The 17,491-nt window shown below is 54.9% G+C and carries 15 protein-coding genes; 4 read left to right on the plus strand and 11 right to left on the minus strand.

The window, feature by feature from the left end:
• The first annotated feature begins 267 nt into the window (after nt 1–267).
• Both ansP and nudK read left to right on the plus strand, forming a co-directional pair.
• Nucleotides 268–1,740, plus strand: a complete 1,473-nt coding sequence (gene ansP / locus AAIE03_RS03005; RefSeq protein ID WP_014605303.1) for an L-asparagine permease — start codon at nt 268–270, stop codon at nt 1,738–1,740.
• A 155-nt stretch (nt 1,741–1,895) separates the two neighbouring features.
• On the plus strand, nt 1,896–2,474 hold the full coding sequence (gene nudK, locus AAIE03_RS03010) for a GDP-mannose pyrophosphatase NudK (RefSeq protein WP_072138200.1): 579 nt from the start codon (nt 1,896–1,898) through the stop codon (nt 2,472–2,474).
• A 44-nt stretch (nt 2,475–2,518) separates the two neighbouring features.
• Here the strand turns inward: nudK and AAIE03_RS03015 are convergent, their stop codons facing one another.
• From AAIE03_RS03015 to AAIE03_RS03050, 8 genes are read right to left on the minus strand one after another with little or no spacing between them, the layout of a single operon-like run.
• Complete coding sequence (locus tag AAIE03_RS03015) at nt 2,519–3,478, minus strand: ribokinase (protein ID WP_015699767.1); 960 nt, start codon at nt 3,476–3,478, stop codon at nt 2,519–2,521.
• Nucleotides 3,475–4,371 carry an allose kinase gene (gene alsK, locus AAIE03_RS03020; protein WP_014594269.1) on the minus strand — a complete coding sequence of 299 codons (897 nt, stop codon included), beginning with the start codon at nt 4,369–4,371 and terminating at the stop codon, nt 3,475–3,477. The genes AAIE03_RS03015 and alsK overlap by 4 nt, the downstream gene beginning before the upstream one ends.
• Nucleotides 4,368–5,060: a D-allulose 6-phosphate 3-epimerase gene (gene alsE / locus AAIE03_RS03025; RefSeq protein WP_015699768.1), complete on the minus strand. Its 693-nt coding sequence runs from the start codon at nt 5,058–5,060 to the stop codon at nt 4,368–4,370. The genes alsK and alsE overlap by 4 nt, the downstream gene beginning before the upstream one ends.
• Nucleotides 5,060–6,112, minus strand: a complete 1,053-nt coding sequence (locus tag AAIE03_RS03030) for an ABC transporter permease (protein WP_072138199.1) — start codon at nt 6,110–6,112, stop codon at nt 5,060–5,062. The genes alsE and AAIE03_RS03030 overlap by 1 nt, the downstream gene beginning before the upstream one ends.
• Nucleotides 6,113–6,126: 14 nt before the next feature.
• Complete coding sequence (locus AAIE03_RS03035) at nt 6,127–7,116, minus strand: ABC transporter permease (protein WP_014605306.1); 990 nt, start codon at nt 7,114–7,116, stop codon at nt 6,127–6,129.
• Complete coding sequence (locus tag AAIE03_RS03040; protein WP_013026664.1) at nt 7,109–8,614, minus strand: sugar ABC transporter ATP-binding protein; 1,506 nt, start codon at nt 8,612–8,614, stop codon at nt 7,109–7,111. Before AAIE03_RS03040 ends, AAIE03_RS03035 begins: the two co-directional genes overlap by 8 nt.
• Nucleotides 8,615–8,616: 2 nt before the next feature.
• A complete protein-coding gene (locus AAIE03_RS03045; protein WP_019106056.1) occupies nt 8,617–9,597 on the minus strand; it encodes a substrate-binding domain-containing protein in 981 nt (326 codons plus the stop codon).
• 11 nt (nt 9,598–9,608) lie between these two features.
• Nucleotides 9,609–10,439, minus strand: a complete 831-nt coding sequence (locus tag AAIE03_RS03050) for a DeoR/GlpR family DNA-binding transcription regulator (protein WP_498562773.1) — start codon at nt 10,437–10,439, stop codon at nt 9,609–9,611.
• Nucleotides 10,440–10,929: 490 nt separating this feature from the next.
• On the opposite strand from AAIE03_RS03050, the gene AAIE03_RS03055 reads away from it, so the two are divergent.
• A complete protein-coding gene (locus AAIE03_RS03055; protein WP_105082806.1) occupies nt 10,930–11,997 on the plus strand; it encodes a DUF1176 domain-containing protein in 1,068 nt (355 codons plus the stop codon).
• On the opposite strand, the gene ampH is transcribed toward AAIE03_RS03055, so the two are convergent.
• The 3 genes from ampH to AAIE03_RS03070 all read right to left on the minus strand — a co-directional run bounded on the left by ampH (nt 11,994) and on the right by AAIE03_RS03070 (nt 15,683).
• Nucleotides 11,994–13,157, minus strand: a complete 1,164-nt coding sequence (ampH, locus tag AAIE03_RS03060; protein WP_014594262.1) for a D-alanyl-D-alanine-carboxypeptidase/endopeptidase AmpH — start codon at nt 13,155–13,157, stop codon at nt 11,994–11,996. The genes AAIE03_RS03055 and ampH overlap by 4 nt on opposite strands.
• A gap of 212 nt (nt 13,158–13,369) precedes the next feature.
• Nucleotides 13,370–14,056: a response regulator gene (locus AAIE03_RS03065; protein ID WP_013026659.1), complete on the minus strand. Its 687-nt coding sequence runs from the start codon at nt 14,054–14,056 to the stop codon at nt 13,370–13,372.
• Nucleotides 14,046–15,683 carry an ATP-binding protein gene (locus AAIE03_RS03070; RefSeq protein WP_064374164.1) on the minus strand — a complete coding sequence of 546 codons (1,638 nt, stop codon included), beginning with the start codon at nt 15,681–15,683 and terminating at the stop codon, nt 14,046–14,048. Before AAIE03_RS03070 ends, AAIE03_RS03065 begins: the two co-directional genes overlap by 11 nt.
• Before the next feature lie 305 nt (nt 15,684–15,988).
• Here AAIE03_RS03070 and AAIE03_RS03075 point away from each other — a divergent pair, with 305 nt between their 5' ends.
• A complete protein-coding gene (locus tag AAIE03_RS03075) occupies nt 15,989–17,350 on the plus strand; it encodes a 2-hydroxycarboxylate transporter family protein (protein WP_014594259.1) in 1,362 nt (453 codons plus the stop codon).
• The last annotated feature ends 141 nt before the right edge of the window (nt 17,351–17,491 follow it).

Consider the following 17,491-nt stretch of genomic DNA (forward strand, 5'->3'; position numbering starts at 1 on the left):
CTCTATTCCATCCCTGTAGTGTTTACCGGCCAGCCAATGGCCGGTTTTTTTGTGATCTCAGAAAAATTTTTTACAAATCGTCCCGCATATCCCCTCGGTATATTTTGCTTCGATGTTACATAACGGTTAGGATTCATCGCCGTAAATTCCCGCGCCGCTTTCCGTAAACTCACAGGCGGACGCACAGAGGAAGACAACCCATTTCGCAGTGCTGAACGCAATCGTTTGGATGCGCTATGACTTATGGTCAGGACAAACAGGAAGGCTATGAAATCTACAAAGAAATCCGCAGCGGACATGCGCGCTGCGAAACGACGCTGGCTCAATTCCCACGACTCCGGCTATAAGAAGGCCATGGGCAATCGTCACGTGCAGATGATTGCCATCGGGGGAGCCATCGGTACGGGGCTGTTTCTGGGCGCAGGCGCCCGTTTACAGGCGGCAGGTCCGGCCCTCGCCATCATCTATCTGGTCTGCGGTATCTTCTCATTCTTCATCCTGCGCGCACTGGGCGAACTGGTTTTACACCGTCCCAGCAGCGGAAGCTTTGTCTCCTATGCTCGTGAGTTCATGGGCGAGAAAGCCTCTTATGTGGCAGGCTGGATGTACTTTGTTAACTGGGCTATGACCGGGATTGTGGATATCACTGCCGTTGCGCTTTATATGCATTACTGGGGCGCGTTTGGTGATGTGCCGCAGTGGGTATTTGCGTTAGGGGCGCTGGCGATTGTCGGTACCATGAACATGATCGGCGTAAAGTGGTTCGCCGAAATGGAGTTTTGGTTCGCGCTGGTCAAAGTGCTGGCGATTGTCATTTTCCTGGTTGTCGGTGTCGTGTTCCTCGGCACGGGCAAACCGCTCGATGGAAATGCAACCGGCTTCCACCTGATCACGGATAACGGCGGCTTGTTCCCGCACGGCCTGTTGCCGGCGCTGGTGCTTGTGCAGGGCGTCGTATTTGCCTTCGCCTCGATTGAACTGGTCGGTACGGCAGCAGGCGAGTGTAAAGATCCGGAAACCATGTTGCCGAAGGCGATCAACAGCGTTATCTGGCGTATTGGTTTGTTCTATGTCGGTTCCGTGGTGCTGTTAGTGATGTTGTTGCCGTGGAATGCCTACCAGGCTGGGCAAAGTCCGTTTGTGACCTTCTTCTCTAAGCTGGGCGTGCCTTACATTGGCAGCATTATGAATATTGTGGTGCTGAGTGCGGCGTTATCCAGCCTGAACTCCGGTCTCTACTCGACCGGCCGTATTCTGCGCTCAATGTCGATGGGCGGTTCCGCACCGAAGTTCATGTCTAAAATGAGCAGCCAGCAGGTGCCCTATGCCGGGATTCTGGTGACCGTCGGCGTCTATATCATCGGCGTGGTGCTTAACTACTATGTGCCGTCTCAGGTATTTGAGATCGTATTAAACGTGGCGTCACTCGGCATTATCTCTTCCTGGGGCTTTATCGTGCTTTGCCAGCTACGCCTGCGTAAAGCGATCAAAGAAGGCAAGGCAGACGACGTCAGCTTCAAGCTGCCAGGCGCGCCTTTTACCTCATGGCTGACGCTGCTGTTCCTGTTCAGCGTGCTGGTATTGATGGCGTTCGACTATCCAAACGGCACCTATACTATCGCCTCCATTCCGTTGATTGCGGTGATTCTGGTACTGGGCTGGTTTGGCGTGCGTAAGCGTGTGAACGCCATCGCAGCGACCGAACACGATCATCACGAGCACGACGGTAAATCGTCGTAACCGAGACGTTTCGCATAGAATGCCAGCCAGCGTGCTGGCATTTTTTTTGCCTGTGAGGATGGACGATGACGTGCGCAAGGCCCGTAATTCAGATAGTTTTCTTTTAACGTACGTCCTATTATCTCAGGCTCCCTTTCTGTCGCTGCGGAGCGTCCATGTCCTTCAATATCAACATCATCAAAGATAAGCTGCTGTCAGAGAACTGGTTTGTCCTGCGTAATATCACTTATGAGATTACCGACAACCGGGGCGAACTCGTGCGTCACAAGCGTGAAGTTTACGACCGCGGCAACGGTGCCACCATTCTGCTGTATAACCGTGACAAGAACAGCGTGGTACTGACGCGCCAGTTCCGCATTGCCACCTACGTTAACGGTAATGAAGACGGTATGTTGATTGAAGCCTGTGCAGGCTTGCTGGATGATGACTCGCCTGAAGACTGCATTCGCAAAGAGGCCATTGAAGAAACCGGCTATGCGGTGGGCGAGGTGGAAACCCTCTATTCGGTTTACATGTCGCCGGGCGGCGTGACCGAGCTGGTGCATTTCTTTGCGGCTGAATATCACGACGCGCTGCGGGAAAATGCGGGCGGCGGTGTAGAGGATGAAGCCATCGACGTGCTGGAAATCACGTTTCCTGAGGCCATGCAGTGGGTGAAAGCGGGGCGCATCCGCGATGGCAAAACCATTATGTTATTGCAGCATGCGCTTATTGCAGGCTGGCTCACGCTCTGATGGAGTACAGAGCAGACGCGCCACCAGGCGCCTCTGCCTGAATGTTACGCGCAGGCCAGCACGCTTTCGGCCACGCATTCCGGGTGCGCCTGCAGGCGCGCCAGTGCATCGGCATAAGCGGGCATAGCATGAGCGGCTCCCTGTCGTTCAACGCACAGGGAGGCAAACGCTGCGGCGAACAGTGCAGCCTGTTCCAGAGAAACGCCGGCGGCCAGCCGGGCAGCCAGCGCACCGTTAAAGGCATCGCCCGCGCCGGTTGTATCAAGCGGCGTGGCGGGAAACACCGGAATATGCAGCAGCTGTTGCCCGTCAGACAGTAAGGCGCCCGCCGTACCCAGGGTAATAATTACCTGACGTGCGCCCTTGCGGTGCAGCACAAGGGCGGCCTGCCGGGCGCTGGCGAGGTCCGTGACCTTCACGCCGGTCAGCAGCATGGCTTCGGTGCTGTTGGGCGTCAGCAGATCGACCTTTGCCAGCAGAGCGTCACTGATTTTTTGAAACGGTGCCGGATTAAGGATGACAAAGGTATTTGCCGCCCGGGCATGATCGATCATGCGCTGAATCGCGCTCAGATTATTTTCCAGCTGTACCAGCAAAATATCCGCCGCGGCAACGGTCGGCCTGCAGCGCGTCACTTCCGCTGCGCTGACGGTGAGATTCGCCCCAGGATAAACAGAAATCATATTCTCAGCGTCATTACCGGCCACGTAAATCAACGCATTGCCGGTGGGTTTCTCTTTGCAGGTGAACAGCGTAATGGCATCAAAGCCGGTTTTTTCCAGATGCCGGCGGGCAAATATGCCGAAGTCGTCGTTGCCCACTTTGCCGATGTAGTGCACCCGGGCGCCCGCACGAAGCGCGGCGGTGGCCTGATTCGCGCCTTTGCCGCCGGGCCCCATCATGCTGTGCTGGGCAATTAATGATTCACCCGGTAGCGGAAAGCGGGCCATGCCTGCCACGATATCCAGGTTGAAGGAACCGAACACGCACACTTTGCCTTTCATTTTTCCCCTCCAAAACAGCGCTCGGCGGCCAGACAGGCACCGCGACAGCCCGTGTGATCGGTCGCATGGCTGAAAACGATTTTTAAACCCTGGCGCGTAACGGGCGGTCGCAGATGTTGCTGAATGGCGCTGCGCAACTGCACCAAGGGAAAATCCGCCATCGACAGTACGCCACCGCCCAGAATCAGGTACTCGGGATCCAGAATGTTCATTTCGCTGGCGATCAGCTGTGCCAGCCGCTGCACAAACGCCCGCAGATCAGGGTGATCGCCATGCCGGGTAAAGAGTTGCGAAATCCCCGTATCCGGCTGTTGTGCTGCCGCCCAGGTGCTGAGCCAGTGACCGGATATCAGGGTTTCGGCACAGCCCCGGTTGCCGCACGGGCAGGGCAGGTCGTTGTTCGCCAGCGGAATATGGCCCAGCTCGCCTGAGCCGCCATGATGACCATGATAAAAGCGGCCTTCCAGCCACAGGCTGTTACCCAGACCGGTGCCGGGATATAACCCCACGGCATTATTGGGTAACGTCTCCAACTGCAGCAGATCCCACAGCATCAGGTGGTTCACATCTTTATCCATGGCAACCGGAACGCCAAGGCGCGCGCTGAGCCGTGCCACGACGGGTTGTTGATCCAGCGCCTGAATAAAGGGCAGCGAGATCACCTGCTGGCGGTCACGGCTGAGAATGCCGGGCAGGCCAAGCATCACCCCGCTTACCGGCTGCGCCTCCAGCGTTTCGCAAATCAGATCGCCAAGCGCGACCAGCGCATCCGCCTGTTGCGACCAACTGGCGGTCGGCACTTTACGGAAGCCGCACCAGTTCCGGCCTTCTTCCATCAGCTGCAAACGGGTACTGGTGCCGCCAATATCAATGCCAAGCCAGCGTGATTTCATGCAGACTCCTGCGCCAGTCCCTGCGCGGCATCAATACTGTCGCGCATCATTGTCCAGGCGGTGGAGAGATCGTCATGCAGGTTGAACAGGCCCGAGGTGCCGACAATCAGCACTTCCGCTCCGGCTTCCAGCAGGGTGCGATAAGTGCGTTGATTACAGGAGCCATCGATCTCAATCAAATAGTGGTGGCCGTGGGCGCGTTTTAACGCACTGAGTGCCCGAATCTTCTCCACCATTTCCGGTATGAAGGGTTGCCCGGCATAACCCGGATCCACCGTCATCACCGTGATCTTATCCAGCAGATGCAGGTAATGATGAATAAAGGACACCGGCGTGGCGGGGTTCAATACCACGCCCGGTTTTTTCCCCAAACTGCGAATCAGGTTGATCACCCGGAAGGCATCCCGATTGATCGTCTCTGCGTGCGGGCAAATATAGTCCGCTCCGGCGTTGGCGACTGCCTCAATAAAATCGGTGGGCTGCTCAACCATCAAATGCACATCGATAGCCACTGGCGTGTGCGGGCGAATTTGCTCAATAAAGAACGGTGAGAGCGTGATATTTTTGACGTAGTGACCATCCATGATATCAACATGCAGGAAGTCAGCGCGGGTGTTCAGCACAGCCAACTGCTGCTTGATCTCCATCAGGTTCATACACATCAACGACGGGGAGATTTGAATTCGCATCATACTTCCTTTTTCTCAGTCAGAGGATTCAGTACCGCACTCAGGCGCTTGCTGCGCTTCATGGCACGGCGTTCATTGAGTCGGGCTTTACCCTGTTTCACGGCCAGCACCACAATCAGCACTGCGCCCCACATCGCCAGGCTGACGTGCTGGCTGATATTCATCAGGTTGAAGCCGGTTGAGAGGATCTGCAGGGCAATCAGCGCCAGCACGACGCCGGTCACACGGCCAAAACCGCCGTTGGGATCGGTGCCGCCAAGAATAATGGCCAGCACGGTCAGCAGCAGGTACGCATCGCCATAGCCCATACGCGCAGAGTTAAATCGCGCCATCATCACGAGCCCCGCCAGCACGCATAGCAGGCTGGAAATCACATACACCAGCACGATCATGCGATGCGTATTAATTCCGCTAAACCAGGTGGCATTAATGTTGCTTCCGCCCATATAGATGCACTTACCTGCACGGGTTTTCCCCAGGAACACCGCCAGCAGCGCCGCGGCCACGAAAAAGACCCACAGCGGCAGAGGAATGCCCAGCAGCGTGTCGGCGCCCAAAGCGCGCACCACCGGCGGCATGCCGCTCACCGCGGCGCCTTTTGTCAGCCAGATGCCGATGCCGTTGAGGGTAATCATCGTGGCCAGGGTCACCAGAATGGGATGGGCACCGATGCGGGTTACCATCACGCCGGTGATCAGGCCAATCAGTGCAGCAATCAACATGGCACCCAGCACCGCCAGCAGCAGCCAGGCCAGCTGCTGACCGGTTCCCGCCCCGTCTGGCAACATGCCGAGTAGCACCCAGGCGATGAACAGGCTGGTCAGATTGGCGGTGGTAATAATCGCCAGGTTTAATCCGCCACTCAGAATGGCAATAAACATCGCCAGGGTGAGCAAGCCCAGCTCAGGCAGTTGAAAGGCCATGCTGAGAAAGGTGGAATCGGTAAAAAAACGGCCGGGCAGCAGGATGCTGAACAGCGCCAGCGCAAACGCGATGAGCAGCAGCAGGCCGGTATTGGTACCGTCAGGTTTCAACGCAGTTAAAGGTTTCATGTGTGCTTCTCCCATCAGACAAAGCTGACGTCAGTCTCTTTGCGCTTTTTATAGTGCGTGACGGCGATGGCGACCATAATCACGCCACCGACCACGATGTTCATGAAATAGTTGGATACGCCAATCAGGTTGAGGCCGTTCTTTAAAATGGCGATCAGGAAAACCCCCATTAAGGTGCCGCTGACCGTGCCTTTTCCGCCCATCAGGCTGGCACCACCCAGCACGGTGGCAGCCAGCACATCCAGTTCACCGCCGACCAACGCGTTTGGCACCACTTCACCCATGCGATAAACCTGCACCAGTCCGCCAATGGCCGCCATCGCCCCCAGCCAGCCGTAGGCAAAGAGGTGAATCAAACCAACGCGAATCCCGATGCGCCGCGCGGACTCCGCATCACCGCCCACGGCATAAAGCTGGCGGCCCAGATGCGTTTTGTTGAGTAACACGGCCGTCAGGGTGGCGATGACCAGCAGGACGAGCAGGGGCAGGCCAAGCTGAAACGTCTGGCCCTGCCACTCAAACGGCAGCACGCTGCGAAGGGTGATCCACCATTCAGGCAACTGATAGAGGCTGCGTCCGCCGGTTGACCACATCAGCAGCCCAAACAGCAGCGACTGCATGCTGATCGTGATGATGATGGAGACCACCCGCAGCCAGGTAATGAGCCAGGCGTTGATCATGCCGAACAGCGTGCCGCAGGCCACCGCCAGGCCAATACTCAGCAGGGCATGATCAAACTGATAGCGTACAAACAGGGTGGCGATGAAGTACTGCACCACCGAGGCCACGGCAGCAAAGGAGATATCGATGCCGCCGGTGACCAGCACCACAAAGAGTCCAAGTGCGAAGATGCCGGTGACCGCATAGCTTTCGGCTAAATCCAGCAGGTTTTGTACGCTGAGGAACTGGTCGCTGGACAGCGAAAACACCCCAATAAACAGCAGTAAAACCCAGGTCAGCCAGCCCTGGCTGGAATGAGGACGTAAACGGGATAAGTCAGGCATTGATGACCTCCGCCAGTTGCTGTTCTTGCACTCGGTCTGGCTGGTATTCGGCATGGATCGTCCCCTCACGGAAATGCAAAATGCGGTCGCAGTTGTGCCAGACCTCTGGGACTTCATCGGAAATCAACATAATCGATAAGCCTTCTCGCGCCAGTTCGTGGATCAGCTGGTAGATACTGGCCTTCGCGCCGACATCGACGCCGACGGTGGGCGAGTCAAGAATTAACAGGCGAGGTTGAGTGAGTACCCACTTGGCTAAAACAATCTTTTGCTGGTTGCCGCCGGAAAGCGTGGAAATTGCCTGCTCGGGATCGGCAACCCGGACGCCAAGCTGCTGAATCCACTGCAGGATTAGCCTGTTCTTACGGTATTCATCAATCAGGTGAAAGCGGTTTTGCAGCTTATCGAGAATCGGCAACACCATGTTATCGGCCACCGACTGTTGCTGAACCAGCCCCAGCGTCAGACGGTCTTCTGAGACATAGCCAATACCGGCTTTGATGGCGTCTTCATGGCTACGGAAGCGTACCGGTTTCGTGTCCAGCCAAATCTTGCCGCTGTCGGGCTGGGTCATACCAAATAGCGACAGAGCCAGCTCGGTACGACCCGAACCCAGCAGGCCACAGAGCCCCAGCACCTCGCCTTCGTACAAACGAAAATTCACGTCGTGATACTGCCCGCTCCGGCTGAGGTGCTCGACTTCCAGCAACACGCGATCGCGCCTGCGCGTGACGTTTTTCAACGGATATTCCAGCTTCTGTCCGGTCATCAGTTCCGTCAGACGGTGCGGCGTCATGTCCTGTGCTGGCCAACTGCCAACCCTGCGGCCATCCCGAATAACCGTCACCCGATCGGAGATTTCCAGTACTTCATCTAGTCGATGGCTGACAAACACCACACAGATGTTTTTCTGTTTGAGATAGCGCACCGTGCGCAGCAGCTGATTCACTTCTGTTCGGGTTAGCGAGGCTGTGGGTTCGTCCATGATCACCAGCCTGGCATCGGCAACCAGTGCCCGGCAAATCGCGACCTGTTGCCGCTGAGCAATGGAGAGGTGCGCCACTTTCTCGTTGAGATCGAGTTCAAACTGAAGCTCGTCAACGATACGTCGGGCGCTGGCATGCAGCCTTTTACGCTGATGCCAGCCGAACAGGCCACGCAGGTTGTGTTCAAACGCAATGTTTTCGGCCACGCTCAGGTTAGGGAACAGAGACAGATCCTGATAGATCACCTGTATACCAAAGTCTCTGGCCTGCTGGGTTGAGAGGCGGGGCAAAATTTCCCCTTCGCCCAGACGGATCTCGCTGCCCTCATCCGGCGCATGAACGCCTGAAATCACCTTAATGAGCGTGCTTTTGCCACAACCATTGGTCCCGGCAAGGCAGTGCACTTCTCCGGCCAGCAGCGTCAGCGAAATATCGCTCAGCGCACGATGACCACCAAACGTTTTCGACAACGCATCTAACGTCACGAGCGTCTGCGGTGCGACAGGTCTCATCTCTACAACCCCAGCTTAATCAGTTTCGGCAGGTTGGCTTTATCCAGGCTTTCGGTGTTATTGCCCAGAAGGGTATGCGTCGTGTCATCGACCCGGACCTTGCCTAATCCCTCAATGGTCATGCCATCTTTAATGGGCGTGTTTTTCTCCATCATCTCGGCAAGACGGACAAACACTTCACCGGCCGTATGGGGATTCCAGATATAGCCGCCTTTGATCGCGCCCCGATTGACGAGCTGCGCGCCCTGGCCCGGACTGAAGGCTCCGATGACGCACACCTGGTTAACCTTATTGCGGTTCATTACGGCCCGGCCTGCGCCGATAGGGCCCTGTGAGCCAAAGGCTAAAATCCCTTTCAGATTGGGATATTTAGACATCAGCTCGTTGGTGGTACGGATAGAATCATCCAGCGATTCGCCTACGCCAAATTTGTCGGTGACCAACTGCATTTTGGGATAATGCTGTTTTTGATACGCCAGCGCAGCGTCGGTCCACTGCTGGTGGAGCGGCACCGTCAGGCTGCCAACGTACATGGCGTATTGCCCTTCATCGTGCATACAGGCTGCCAGCGCTTTCATATGGTTGATGCCGTGCGTGGCTGCATCCACTAACTCAAAGTCCCAGTTGGCGAATTTCTGACCCGGTGATTCATGGGTAATCACTTTGATGCCCGCATCGCGCGCCCGCTGTAAGACGGGCTCCAGGACTTTAGGATCGTTGGGAACCACGCCAATGATATCGACTTTCTGCGCAATCAAATCCTCAATAGCGCGAACCTGCAAGGCGGGATCGGCTGCGGTGGGTCCGACCATCCATGCATCTATGCCGCTTTTCGCCGCTTCACTTTTAATCCCGGCTTCCATCGCGTTGAACCATGGAATACCGCCAATTTTCACCACGATGCCCATACGTATTTTTTCTGCTGCCTGAGCCTGGAATGCGAATAATGCGATCAGGGAGCAGGCGATAAGCTGTTTTTTCATAGTGACTCCATTTATTGATTAATAAGCTGCACGGACTGAGGCCGTTGTGAACAGTCGATAATATTTACCCCGTTCCACGCCAGTTCCTGTTCCAGCTCTTTATCTTTTAACTGGTCGGTAATAAGAAAATCCACATCGCGATAATGACAAACACGCGCGAATGAGGGCCGAAGAAACTTAGAGCTATCCATTAATAAATGTTTGCGTTCAGCTGCCAGAATGAGTTGTTGTTTTAAATGTGCATTATGTTCATTCCCCTCGCGTAAATAACCGTCGTTGCCCAAACTGCTACAGGAAAAAAAGATTTTATTTATTTGAAACTCTTTTAACGGTTGTTCAGTTACGATGCCGTGAAAATCTTCATAGCGATCGGAATATTCGCCACCCAGGCAGATCGTGCGAATACTGCTGCGCGCCGCCAGGGTCTGCACAATGCGTAAAGAATTAGTTAATACAGTTAATTCAATATCCGGTAACTGTCGGGCCAGATAAAAACACGTGGTACTACTATCGAGTAATAAACAATCGCCTGGGCTAATAAACCCCAGCGCCCGCTTAGCAATGGTCATTTTGGCATCGATATGTTCATTAATTCGCTGCCGGAAAGATGATTCATACTCATTAATGGCCCGGTTATTTATCTGAATGGCTGCATTATATTGTTTAACCGGAACAGCGCCACCATGGCTTCGCTGGAGTATGCCTTTCTTTTCCAGTTGGGCTAAATCCCGACGAATCGTTTCCTGCGAAACCTGACATAAGGCGGTCAGTTCAGCGACAATCACGCGTCCATTACGCATTAATTCATCAATAATTCTCTGCTGGCGTTCAATCGGCAACATGCTGGCCTCCGAGGGTTATAAAGTACTGGAAGGCACGCGGCAAAAATGTGGCCTGAGCGTGGCTACGCAGGTCACTCTTCTCACAGCGTGCGTAAAGAGATATTTGTTGGGTTTTTTATGAAAAACTATGTAATAGGTATATTAAAGACGTGACTGATATCACTAAATTAGGGTTAATTAACCGTAAGAAACAGGGCTGACAGGCTTTTATGCCTGCACCTGTGGCGACTATAACATGTCTGTTTTTGACCGTTTATGTGTATTTGACCGATTCGACTGGCGGGAATGTCCGACGAATCCGATTGAGCGCAACAGAGTGAAACAGCATGATGACTATTCTGCAGAGATCACCGCCTTTCTTTTGTTGTAAAGCGGATGTTTTTTAGTCGGTTAGCTGCGCTTGCTGAGCACTTCACAGAATGCGGCCCTCGTGACGTGCGCTATTGCGCTATCATCTTCCACTCAAAGAAGTTGGGGTTCGATTTTCTTAATGTGGTATGGGATGAAATCGCTGTTTGCGTTGTCTGTTTTTATGGTTGCCGCTGCTCAGGCTGATCCGGTACAGAAGCTGTTTTCTGACTGGCAACTCACCTGCAATAATGCGGCGCATTGCGTTGCGCGCAGCATACCTGGCGACCAGGGCCTGGTTATGACGCTTTCCCGCAGTGCGGGATCCGATGACAAACCGTTACTGCGCATCGATTACGGCAGTGCATACAGCGGCGCGCTGCCCGGCCCGGCGCTGCAAGATAATCTTTTAGTCGATCAACGTCGGCTGCGGCCTGACTTCAAGCACTGGACGGTTGAGCCACACCATCTTGCTACCAGCAATCCTATCGCCATTAACGAATTTCTTGAACTGACCATGGATGCGAAAAGCCTGCAGCTGACGTTCAATGCCGGTCCGCAGATTTCGTTGCGCGGTATGAAAGCCGCGTTGTTATTTATGGACGATGTGCAGGGCCGGGTGAATAGCATGAGTGCCTGGGTCAGGCGCGGAGGAAGAACCGGCGTCCCGGCCGCACCGGCCGTACCGCAACTGCCGCCGGCGATGGCTGCGCCTGCGCCACTGACGCGTGACGAGACCAGCGGGCTGATCGACTACGGAACGTGGCGGGTAAATTCGGATACCTGTTCCCTTGATCCCCTGCGCCGCGAAGTCAGCGTCTCGCCGCTGACAGACAAAAAAGCGCTGCTGCTGGTCAGCTGTGAAATGGGCGCATATAACGTGATCGATCTGGCTTTTGAAGTAACGCGTGCGCCGCCCTATGTGGCGCGTGGGATTACGCTGACCTTGCCTTTTACCCCGCCGGGCGCATCAGAGCGCCAGCTGGAGCTGATTAACGCAGATTATGATGCGGCAAGCGGGCAGCTCTATACCTTTGGCAAAGGACGCGGACTTGGCGACTGTGGTACCGCGACCCGCTGGCAGTTTGACGGCGAGCATTTTGTTTTAGCCGAGTATGCCGAGGAGTCAACCTGCGATGCCTGGCACAGCAGTGACGACTGGCCCACGCTTTGGGTGAGCCAGTCAGCCCCATCAGCGGTGAGCGGTTAGGGAATCGCCTGGACCATCATCGGCGAGCCGTTCTGATTGCCTACCAGCTCAGCGAGCAGGTTGTTTACGCCGTCACTCATCGGCGTAAAGCGCGTCAGAGGCGAGCGGGTAACGACCACAAAAACCCCGACGTTTTGCTGGGGAACCATCGCCATATAGGTGATGAAGCCGCCGCCGCCGCCGGTTTTCTGGATAATGCCAGGGCGACCGTTGGCCGGCCCCATATAAACCCACCCCATTCCCAGCGCGTCGGCTTTGCCCGGCACGTCCATGCCGTCAACTTTATGCAACTGGTCGCGACGGTAGATCAGCGTCTGCAGGCGGTCGATCTGTGGCGTACGGTGATTTACCGAGGAGTTGAGGAACTGCTGCATCCAGCGGCCCATATCATCAGGCGTCGAATATACGCCACCGCTGCCGATGGCCGCCAGCGTGTTATTACACGGGCTGGCGCCTTTTTCCGCCACCATCAGGCGTGCGCACTGCTCAGGTGACGGCGTAAAGGTGGTGTCTTTCATCCCCAGTGGACGGGTAATTAACTGCTGCAGCAGGGCAGGATAAGGCTTACCGGCCGCGCGCGACAGCGCATCGCCCAGCAGGTCATAACCAAGATTGGAATAGGCCGCATTGGTGCCGGGGGCGGCTTTCAGGCTGGCCGTGTTTAACCAACGCCAGCGTTCACTCTGTGTCGGCCAGACAAACACCGGACGATGGGGTTTGCCGCCGGGCTGCTCTCGCGGCAGACCGCTGGTATGGGTAGACAGGTTAATCAGCCGAATGGGCTGACCATCAAAACTGGGCACCCGCTTTCCGGGCGGTGCATATTTACTGAGCGGATCGTCAAGGCGAATCTCCCCGCGCTCGGCCATCTTCACCATGACTTCACTGGTCATCAGCTTGCTGAGTGAGGCAATACGAATTAACGAATCCTTTTGGGGACGAATATTGTTTCCTGGCCGCGTGTCACCAAAGCTGGCGAAAACCCGCTGATTACCATCTATTGCGACCAGCGCCATGCCTGTCGCACCGCTGGCATAGAAGATATGCTCCGCATAGCGGTCAACAATTTGGGATGCCAGCAACGGATCGGGCGCAACCTGCGCCATGCTTTTAAGGGGAAGCAAAGAAACCAGTAGAGCCAGTACGTAAGGAGTGCGCATTTTCAACGGAGAGGGCTTCGCTATAGGAATCGGGTGAAAACCTATAGTAATCAGTTTGCGGATGACGGGAAGAGCAAAGGACAGTTTTTTTTGTTTCGGATTACAGCATGCGGGCCAGACGTACCGGTGACGTCATGGGATTGGCGCCGCATTTTGCCCCTGAAAGCCACCTGACTGAACCGGCGCAGGGCGAGCACGGGACACCCGTTCGGTCAGGTGCGTTTGTACATGCGCCGGGGATGGCCCACCTTGCCATACAGCATTTCGACCGTCAGAAAGCCGGTTTCCACGCAGTGCTCCAGGTAGCGGCGGGCGGTCGTTTTACTCAGCCCGGTTTCTGTCATCACCTCATCGACCGAAAAAAGGCGCGTTGTGGCGGGCGTAAACAGTGTCTGAACCCGGGCCAGGGTATTTTCCTCAATGCCTTTGCTGCCGTTATCGTGCGGGTAGTTCTTCGCCTGCAACTGATACAGCACATCGACATTTTTCTGATCGACAATTTTCCATGTGCGCTGTTGGTCTGCAAAGGCGATGAAGTTGGCAAGCGAGCGGTTAAGGCGTTTCCAGGATACCGGTTTAAGCACGTAATCAAAGGCACCGTTGCGAATGGCCTGGCTGCAGGTATCCATATCACTGGCCGCCGTAATAAAAATAATGGAGCAGTTCGCGTTGGCCAGCAACGGATCGCCAATCAGGGTGATGCCTTTGCCATCAGGCAGGTAGTTATCGAGCAGCACCAACTGTGGCGCGGTCAGTTCAAGCTGCTGTCTGGCTTCTGCCAGGGAGCTGGCTATGCCGACCAGCCTGAGCTCAGGGTGCTTACCAATCAGTTCTGCATGAAGCTGAGCCAGTTCAGGCTCATCTTCAACAATCAGGACGGTAACAGGATCATGTTGCATCGCGGATTTTCTCCGTTTCCGTTACGGGACAGCTGTTGGTTTGCGCACAGGGGATAAACAGCGAAAACACCGCGCCACGGGGCACGTTGTCGCTGACCTCAATGGTTCCCCCTGCACGGGTAATATAGCTTTCGGTTAAATACAACCCGATGCCGTGATCGCCTCGGGTTTTGGTGGTCATGCCACGTTCAAACATGCGCTCGCGGATTGCCGGCGTAATGCCCACGCCGCGATCCGCCACTTCGATGATCAGCTCACGGGTACTGAGTTTAATCAGTACTTCAACAGGTTCATGAGGCAACGGGGCGCGCTGGGTGGCTTCAATGGCGTTGTCAAGCAGGTTGCCAATCACCGAAATCAGTTCGGCATCGGAAAGCGCGGGAAACGGCTTATCCATCAGGCACGCGGGATCAAAGTGGAGAATGACGCCTTTTTCTCTGGCGCGCGCGGCTTTGCCCAGTAATAAGCCGCACAGCAGAGGCGAAGTGAATCGAGCCGAGACAAAGTCCAGCAACTCCTGCTCGTGCTCGGACTGCGCTTCAATGTAACCAATCGCTTCGTCAAAACGCCCCATGTGCAACAGCCCGGAAAGCGTGTTCATGCGGTTAAGCTGTTCATGACGCATGATGCGCAGGTTATCGACATAACGTTTCACCTGGCTGAGTTGGGCGCTGAGGGAATCGATGTCGTTAAAATCGCGAAAGGTGATCACCCATCCCATTAGCGCGTCCTCCAGCATGATACGCACCCGGCTGGCGATGACGGTCAGCGAGTTAAATTGGCAAATCTCATCGTGGGTATCTTTTTCCAGCATTACGGGCTGCGATAAAAAGGGCACCGGGGAGACGATCTGGCTGACAGACTCGCCGCGCAGCGCCTCGGCGGACTGTGACAGTCCCAGCAGCTTGCGGGCAGCCTGATTAATCACTTCGATCCGCAGTTGTTCATTGATAACAATGACGCCTTCATAGATCGATTCCATCATGGCTTTTTGCTGGCGGACCATCAGGCCGATCTCGCGCGGTTCCAGCGAGAAAATCTGTTTTTTAATATTACAGGTAAAAAACCAGGAGAAAATAAACAGGGCAATAAGCACCAGCGCCGCCACGATCAACAGGTTGATCATGTTGCTAAAGGTGATGGCATCCAGATAGCGGGCGAGGTAGCCAACAGAAACAATACCGACGACCTGGCCGCGATCGTTGAGGATAGGCGCCTTACTTCGCAGTGACATTCCCAGGCCGCCTGTCCGAATGGTGGTGATACTTTTCCCTGCCAGCACCGCTGCGTTATCGCCGCCCACCAGCGGTTTGCCAATTCGGTCCGCCGTCACCGAGTGAAAAAGATGCAGGGCCTGGTTATCGCCAATCACAATAAAACTGGCATCGCTTTTCCGGGCTATAGCCTTCATCAGCACATTGATGGTCGTGATATCACGATCCGCCACCGCTTTTTTCAGTTCCGGAATCAGCGCGATCTCGTCTGCCTGAACCTTCGCGCGCATGCTCATCGCCTGATAAAGCTGCCGGGTGATGCTGACGTAATAATAGCTTCCCAGTAACACGAACAGGACAGACGAAAAAACCACGAGCGAAAGAAACAGCTTCGTTTGAAATGACAACTTCATGACTGTCACACGTATTTTGGAATAATAACTTCAATGTATCATCTTTTTAACAATAGGAACTACATCGGTTTAATTATTTGATAAATAGTGATTTTTATCGATTTTTTAGGCTAAAAAAGCCCCTTGAAAGGCTGAATAACGGCAGCGGGGAATAAAAACCATAAACACCACGGCGATTATCACGATGCGGATCACGCTCTGGAAATAACACCATTAAAACTTTATGCCAGATACCTTCTTCTTCACGTAATTCCGCCTTTTTTCCCGGCATCCTGAAAAAAAACGATGACGCAAAGAGGATAATAATGAGCTCACCTGATAATTCTTTTCTGTCTGACACGCTGACCCGTTCACCGCGCAGGAAAACCCTGAAAGAGCAGTGGTGGCATATTATGGATAACTGGAAAGTCGGGATTATTCCTCTGCCGCTGTTTGTGCTGGCCGGTGCGCTCATTGCGGTAGACTGCCTGAGTGGAACGCTAAAAAGCGATATCGTGGTCATGGTCGCCACGCTGGCCTTTTTTGGCTTTGCCTGCGGAGAGTTTGGCAAACGCCTGCCCGTGGTGGGGCGTTTAGGGGCAGCGGCTATCTGCGCCACCTTTATTCCTTCTGCGCTGGTGTACTACGGTTTGCTTCCCGACATCGTGGTAACGTCCACGACGCAATTCTACAAATCGACCAATATTCTCTATCTTTACATTTGCTGCATCATTGTTGGCAGCATCATGAGCATGAACCGCACGGTGCTGATCCAGGGCTTTCTGCGCATCTTTTTCCCCATGCTCTGTGGTGAAATCGTGGGGATGATTGTCGGCATGGGCGTGGGTTTAGCGCTGGGGCTGGAACCCTTCCAGATTTTCTTTTTCATCATTCTGCCCATTATGGCGGGAGGCGTCGGTGAAGGTGCCATTCCGCTCTCCATCGGCTATGCGGCATTGCTCCATATGGATCAGGGCGTGGCGCTGGGCCGCATCCTGCCCATGGTTATGCTGGGTGGCGTGACCGCCATTATTATCTCCGGCTGTCTGAACCAACTGGGTAAACGTTATCCGCACCTCACCGGGGAAGGCCAGCTGATGCCAAACGTGACCAATGTTGAACCCGAGCCGCTGCAGTCCGTTTTCTCCGGTAAAGTTGACGTGACGGCGATTGCGTCCGGGGCGCTGCTGGCGGTGCTGCTCTATATGGTAGGGATGTTAGGGCAGAAGCTGACAGGACTGCCTGCGCCGGTAGGGATGCTGTTCCTGGCCGTGCTGGTAAAACTGGTGAATGGGGTTTCTCCGCGTATTCTGGCCGGTTCTCAGGTGGTCTATCGCTTCTTCCGCACGGCGGTAACCTATCCGGTTCTGTTTGCCGTCGGTGTCGCCATCACGCCCTGGCATATTCTGGTTACCGCGTTTACGCTCACCAACCTGCTGGTGATTATCAGCACGGTCAGTGCGCTGGTCGCAACGGGCTTCTTTGTCGGGAAAAAGATTGGCATGCATCCCATCGATGTTGCCATTGTTTCCTGCTGCCAGAGTGGGCAGGGCGGTACGGGCGATGTGGCGATTCTTACCGCCGGTAACCGCATGGGCCTGATGCCGTTTGCGCAGATCGCCACGCGCATCGGCGGGGCCATTAACGTTTCGCTTTCGTTGTTATTACTGAGCCATTTTCTCAAGTAAACCTGTTACGCCGACTGAAGCGCTCGCAAAGCAGCATGGCTCCCGAACGGTGCAGGCGTGAGATAGCCTGAATCCCTTGCCGGGAGTAGGGCTGAGAAAGCGGGAGAGGCTGAGAGAGACGAAAGCAGGCGTTCAGAAAAG

The sequence above is a fragment of the Pantoea sp. Ae19-2 genome (assembly GCF_059801205.1).

Bases quoted from the DNA above. Each gene is read 5' to 3' on its own strand.
- AAIE03_RS03065 (WP_013026659.1), bottom strand. From the start codon at position 14,056: ATGCAACATGATCCTGTTACCGTCCTGATTGTTGAAGATGAGCCTGAA.
- AAIE03_RS03015 (WP_015699767.1), bottom strand. From the start codon at position 3,478: ATGAAAGGCAAAGTGTGCGTGTTCGGTTCCTTCAACCTGGATATCGTG.
- nudK (WP_072138200.1), top strand. From the start codon at position 1,896: ATGTCCTTCAATATCAACATCATCAAAGATAAGCTGCTGTCAGAGAAC.
- AAIE03_RS03030 (WP_072138199.1), bottom strand. From the start codon at position 6,112: ATGAAACCTTTAACTGCGTTGAAACCTGACGGTACCAATACCGGCCTG.
- ampH (WP_014594262.1), bottom strand. From the start codon at position 13,157: ATGCGCACTCCTTACGTACTGGCTCTACTGGTTTCTTTGCTTCCCCTT.
- AAIE03_RS03040 (WP_013026664.1), bottom strand. From the start codon at position 8,614: ATGAGACCTGTCGCACCGCAGACGCTCGTGACGTTAGATGCGTTGTCG.
- AAIE03_RS03045 (WP_019106056.1), bottom strand. From the start codon at position 9,597: ATGAAAAAACAGCTTATCGCCTGCTCCCTGATCGCATTATTCGCATTC.
- AAIE03_RS03075 (WP_014594259.1), top strand. From the start codon at position 15,989: ATGAGCTCACCTGATAATTCTTTTCTGTCTGACACGCTGACCCGTTCA.
- AAIE03_RS03070 (WP_064374164.1), bottom strand. From the start codon at position 15,683: ATGAAGTTGTCATTTCAAACGAAGCTGTTTCTTTCGCTCGTGGTTTTT.
- ansP (WP_014605303.1), top strand. From the start codon at position 268: ATGAAATCTACAAAGAAATCCGCAGCGGACATGCGCGCTGCGAAACGA.
- alsK (WP_014594269.1), bottom strand. From the start codon at position 4,371: ATGAAATCACGCTGGCTTGGCATTGATATTGGCGGCACCAGTACCCGT.
- AAIE03_RS03050 (WP_498562773.1), bottom strand. From the start codon at position 10,439: ATGTTGCCGATTGAACGCCAGCAGAGAATTATTGATGAATTAATGCGT.
- AAIE03_RS03035 (WP_014605306.1), bottom strand. From the start codon at position 7,116: ATGCCTGACTTATCCCGTTTACGTCCTCATTCCAGCCAGGGCTGGCTG.
- alsE (WP_015699768.1), bottom strand. From the start codon at position 5,060: ATGCGAATTCAAATCTCCCCGTCGTTGATGTGTATGAACCTGATGGAG.
- AAIE03_RS03055 (WP_105082806.1), top strand. From the start codon at position 10,930: ATGTGGTATGGGATGAAATCGCTGTTTGCGTTGTCTGTTTTTATGGTT.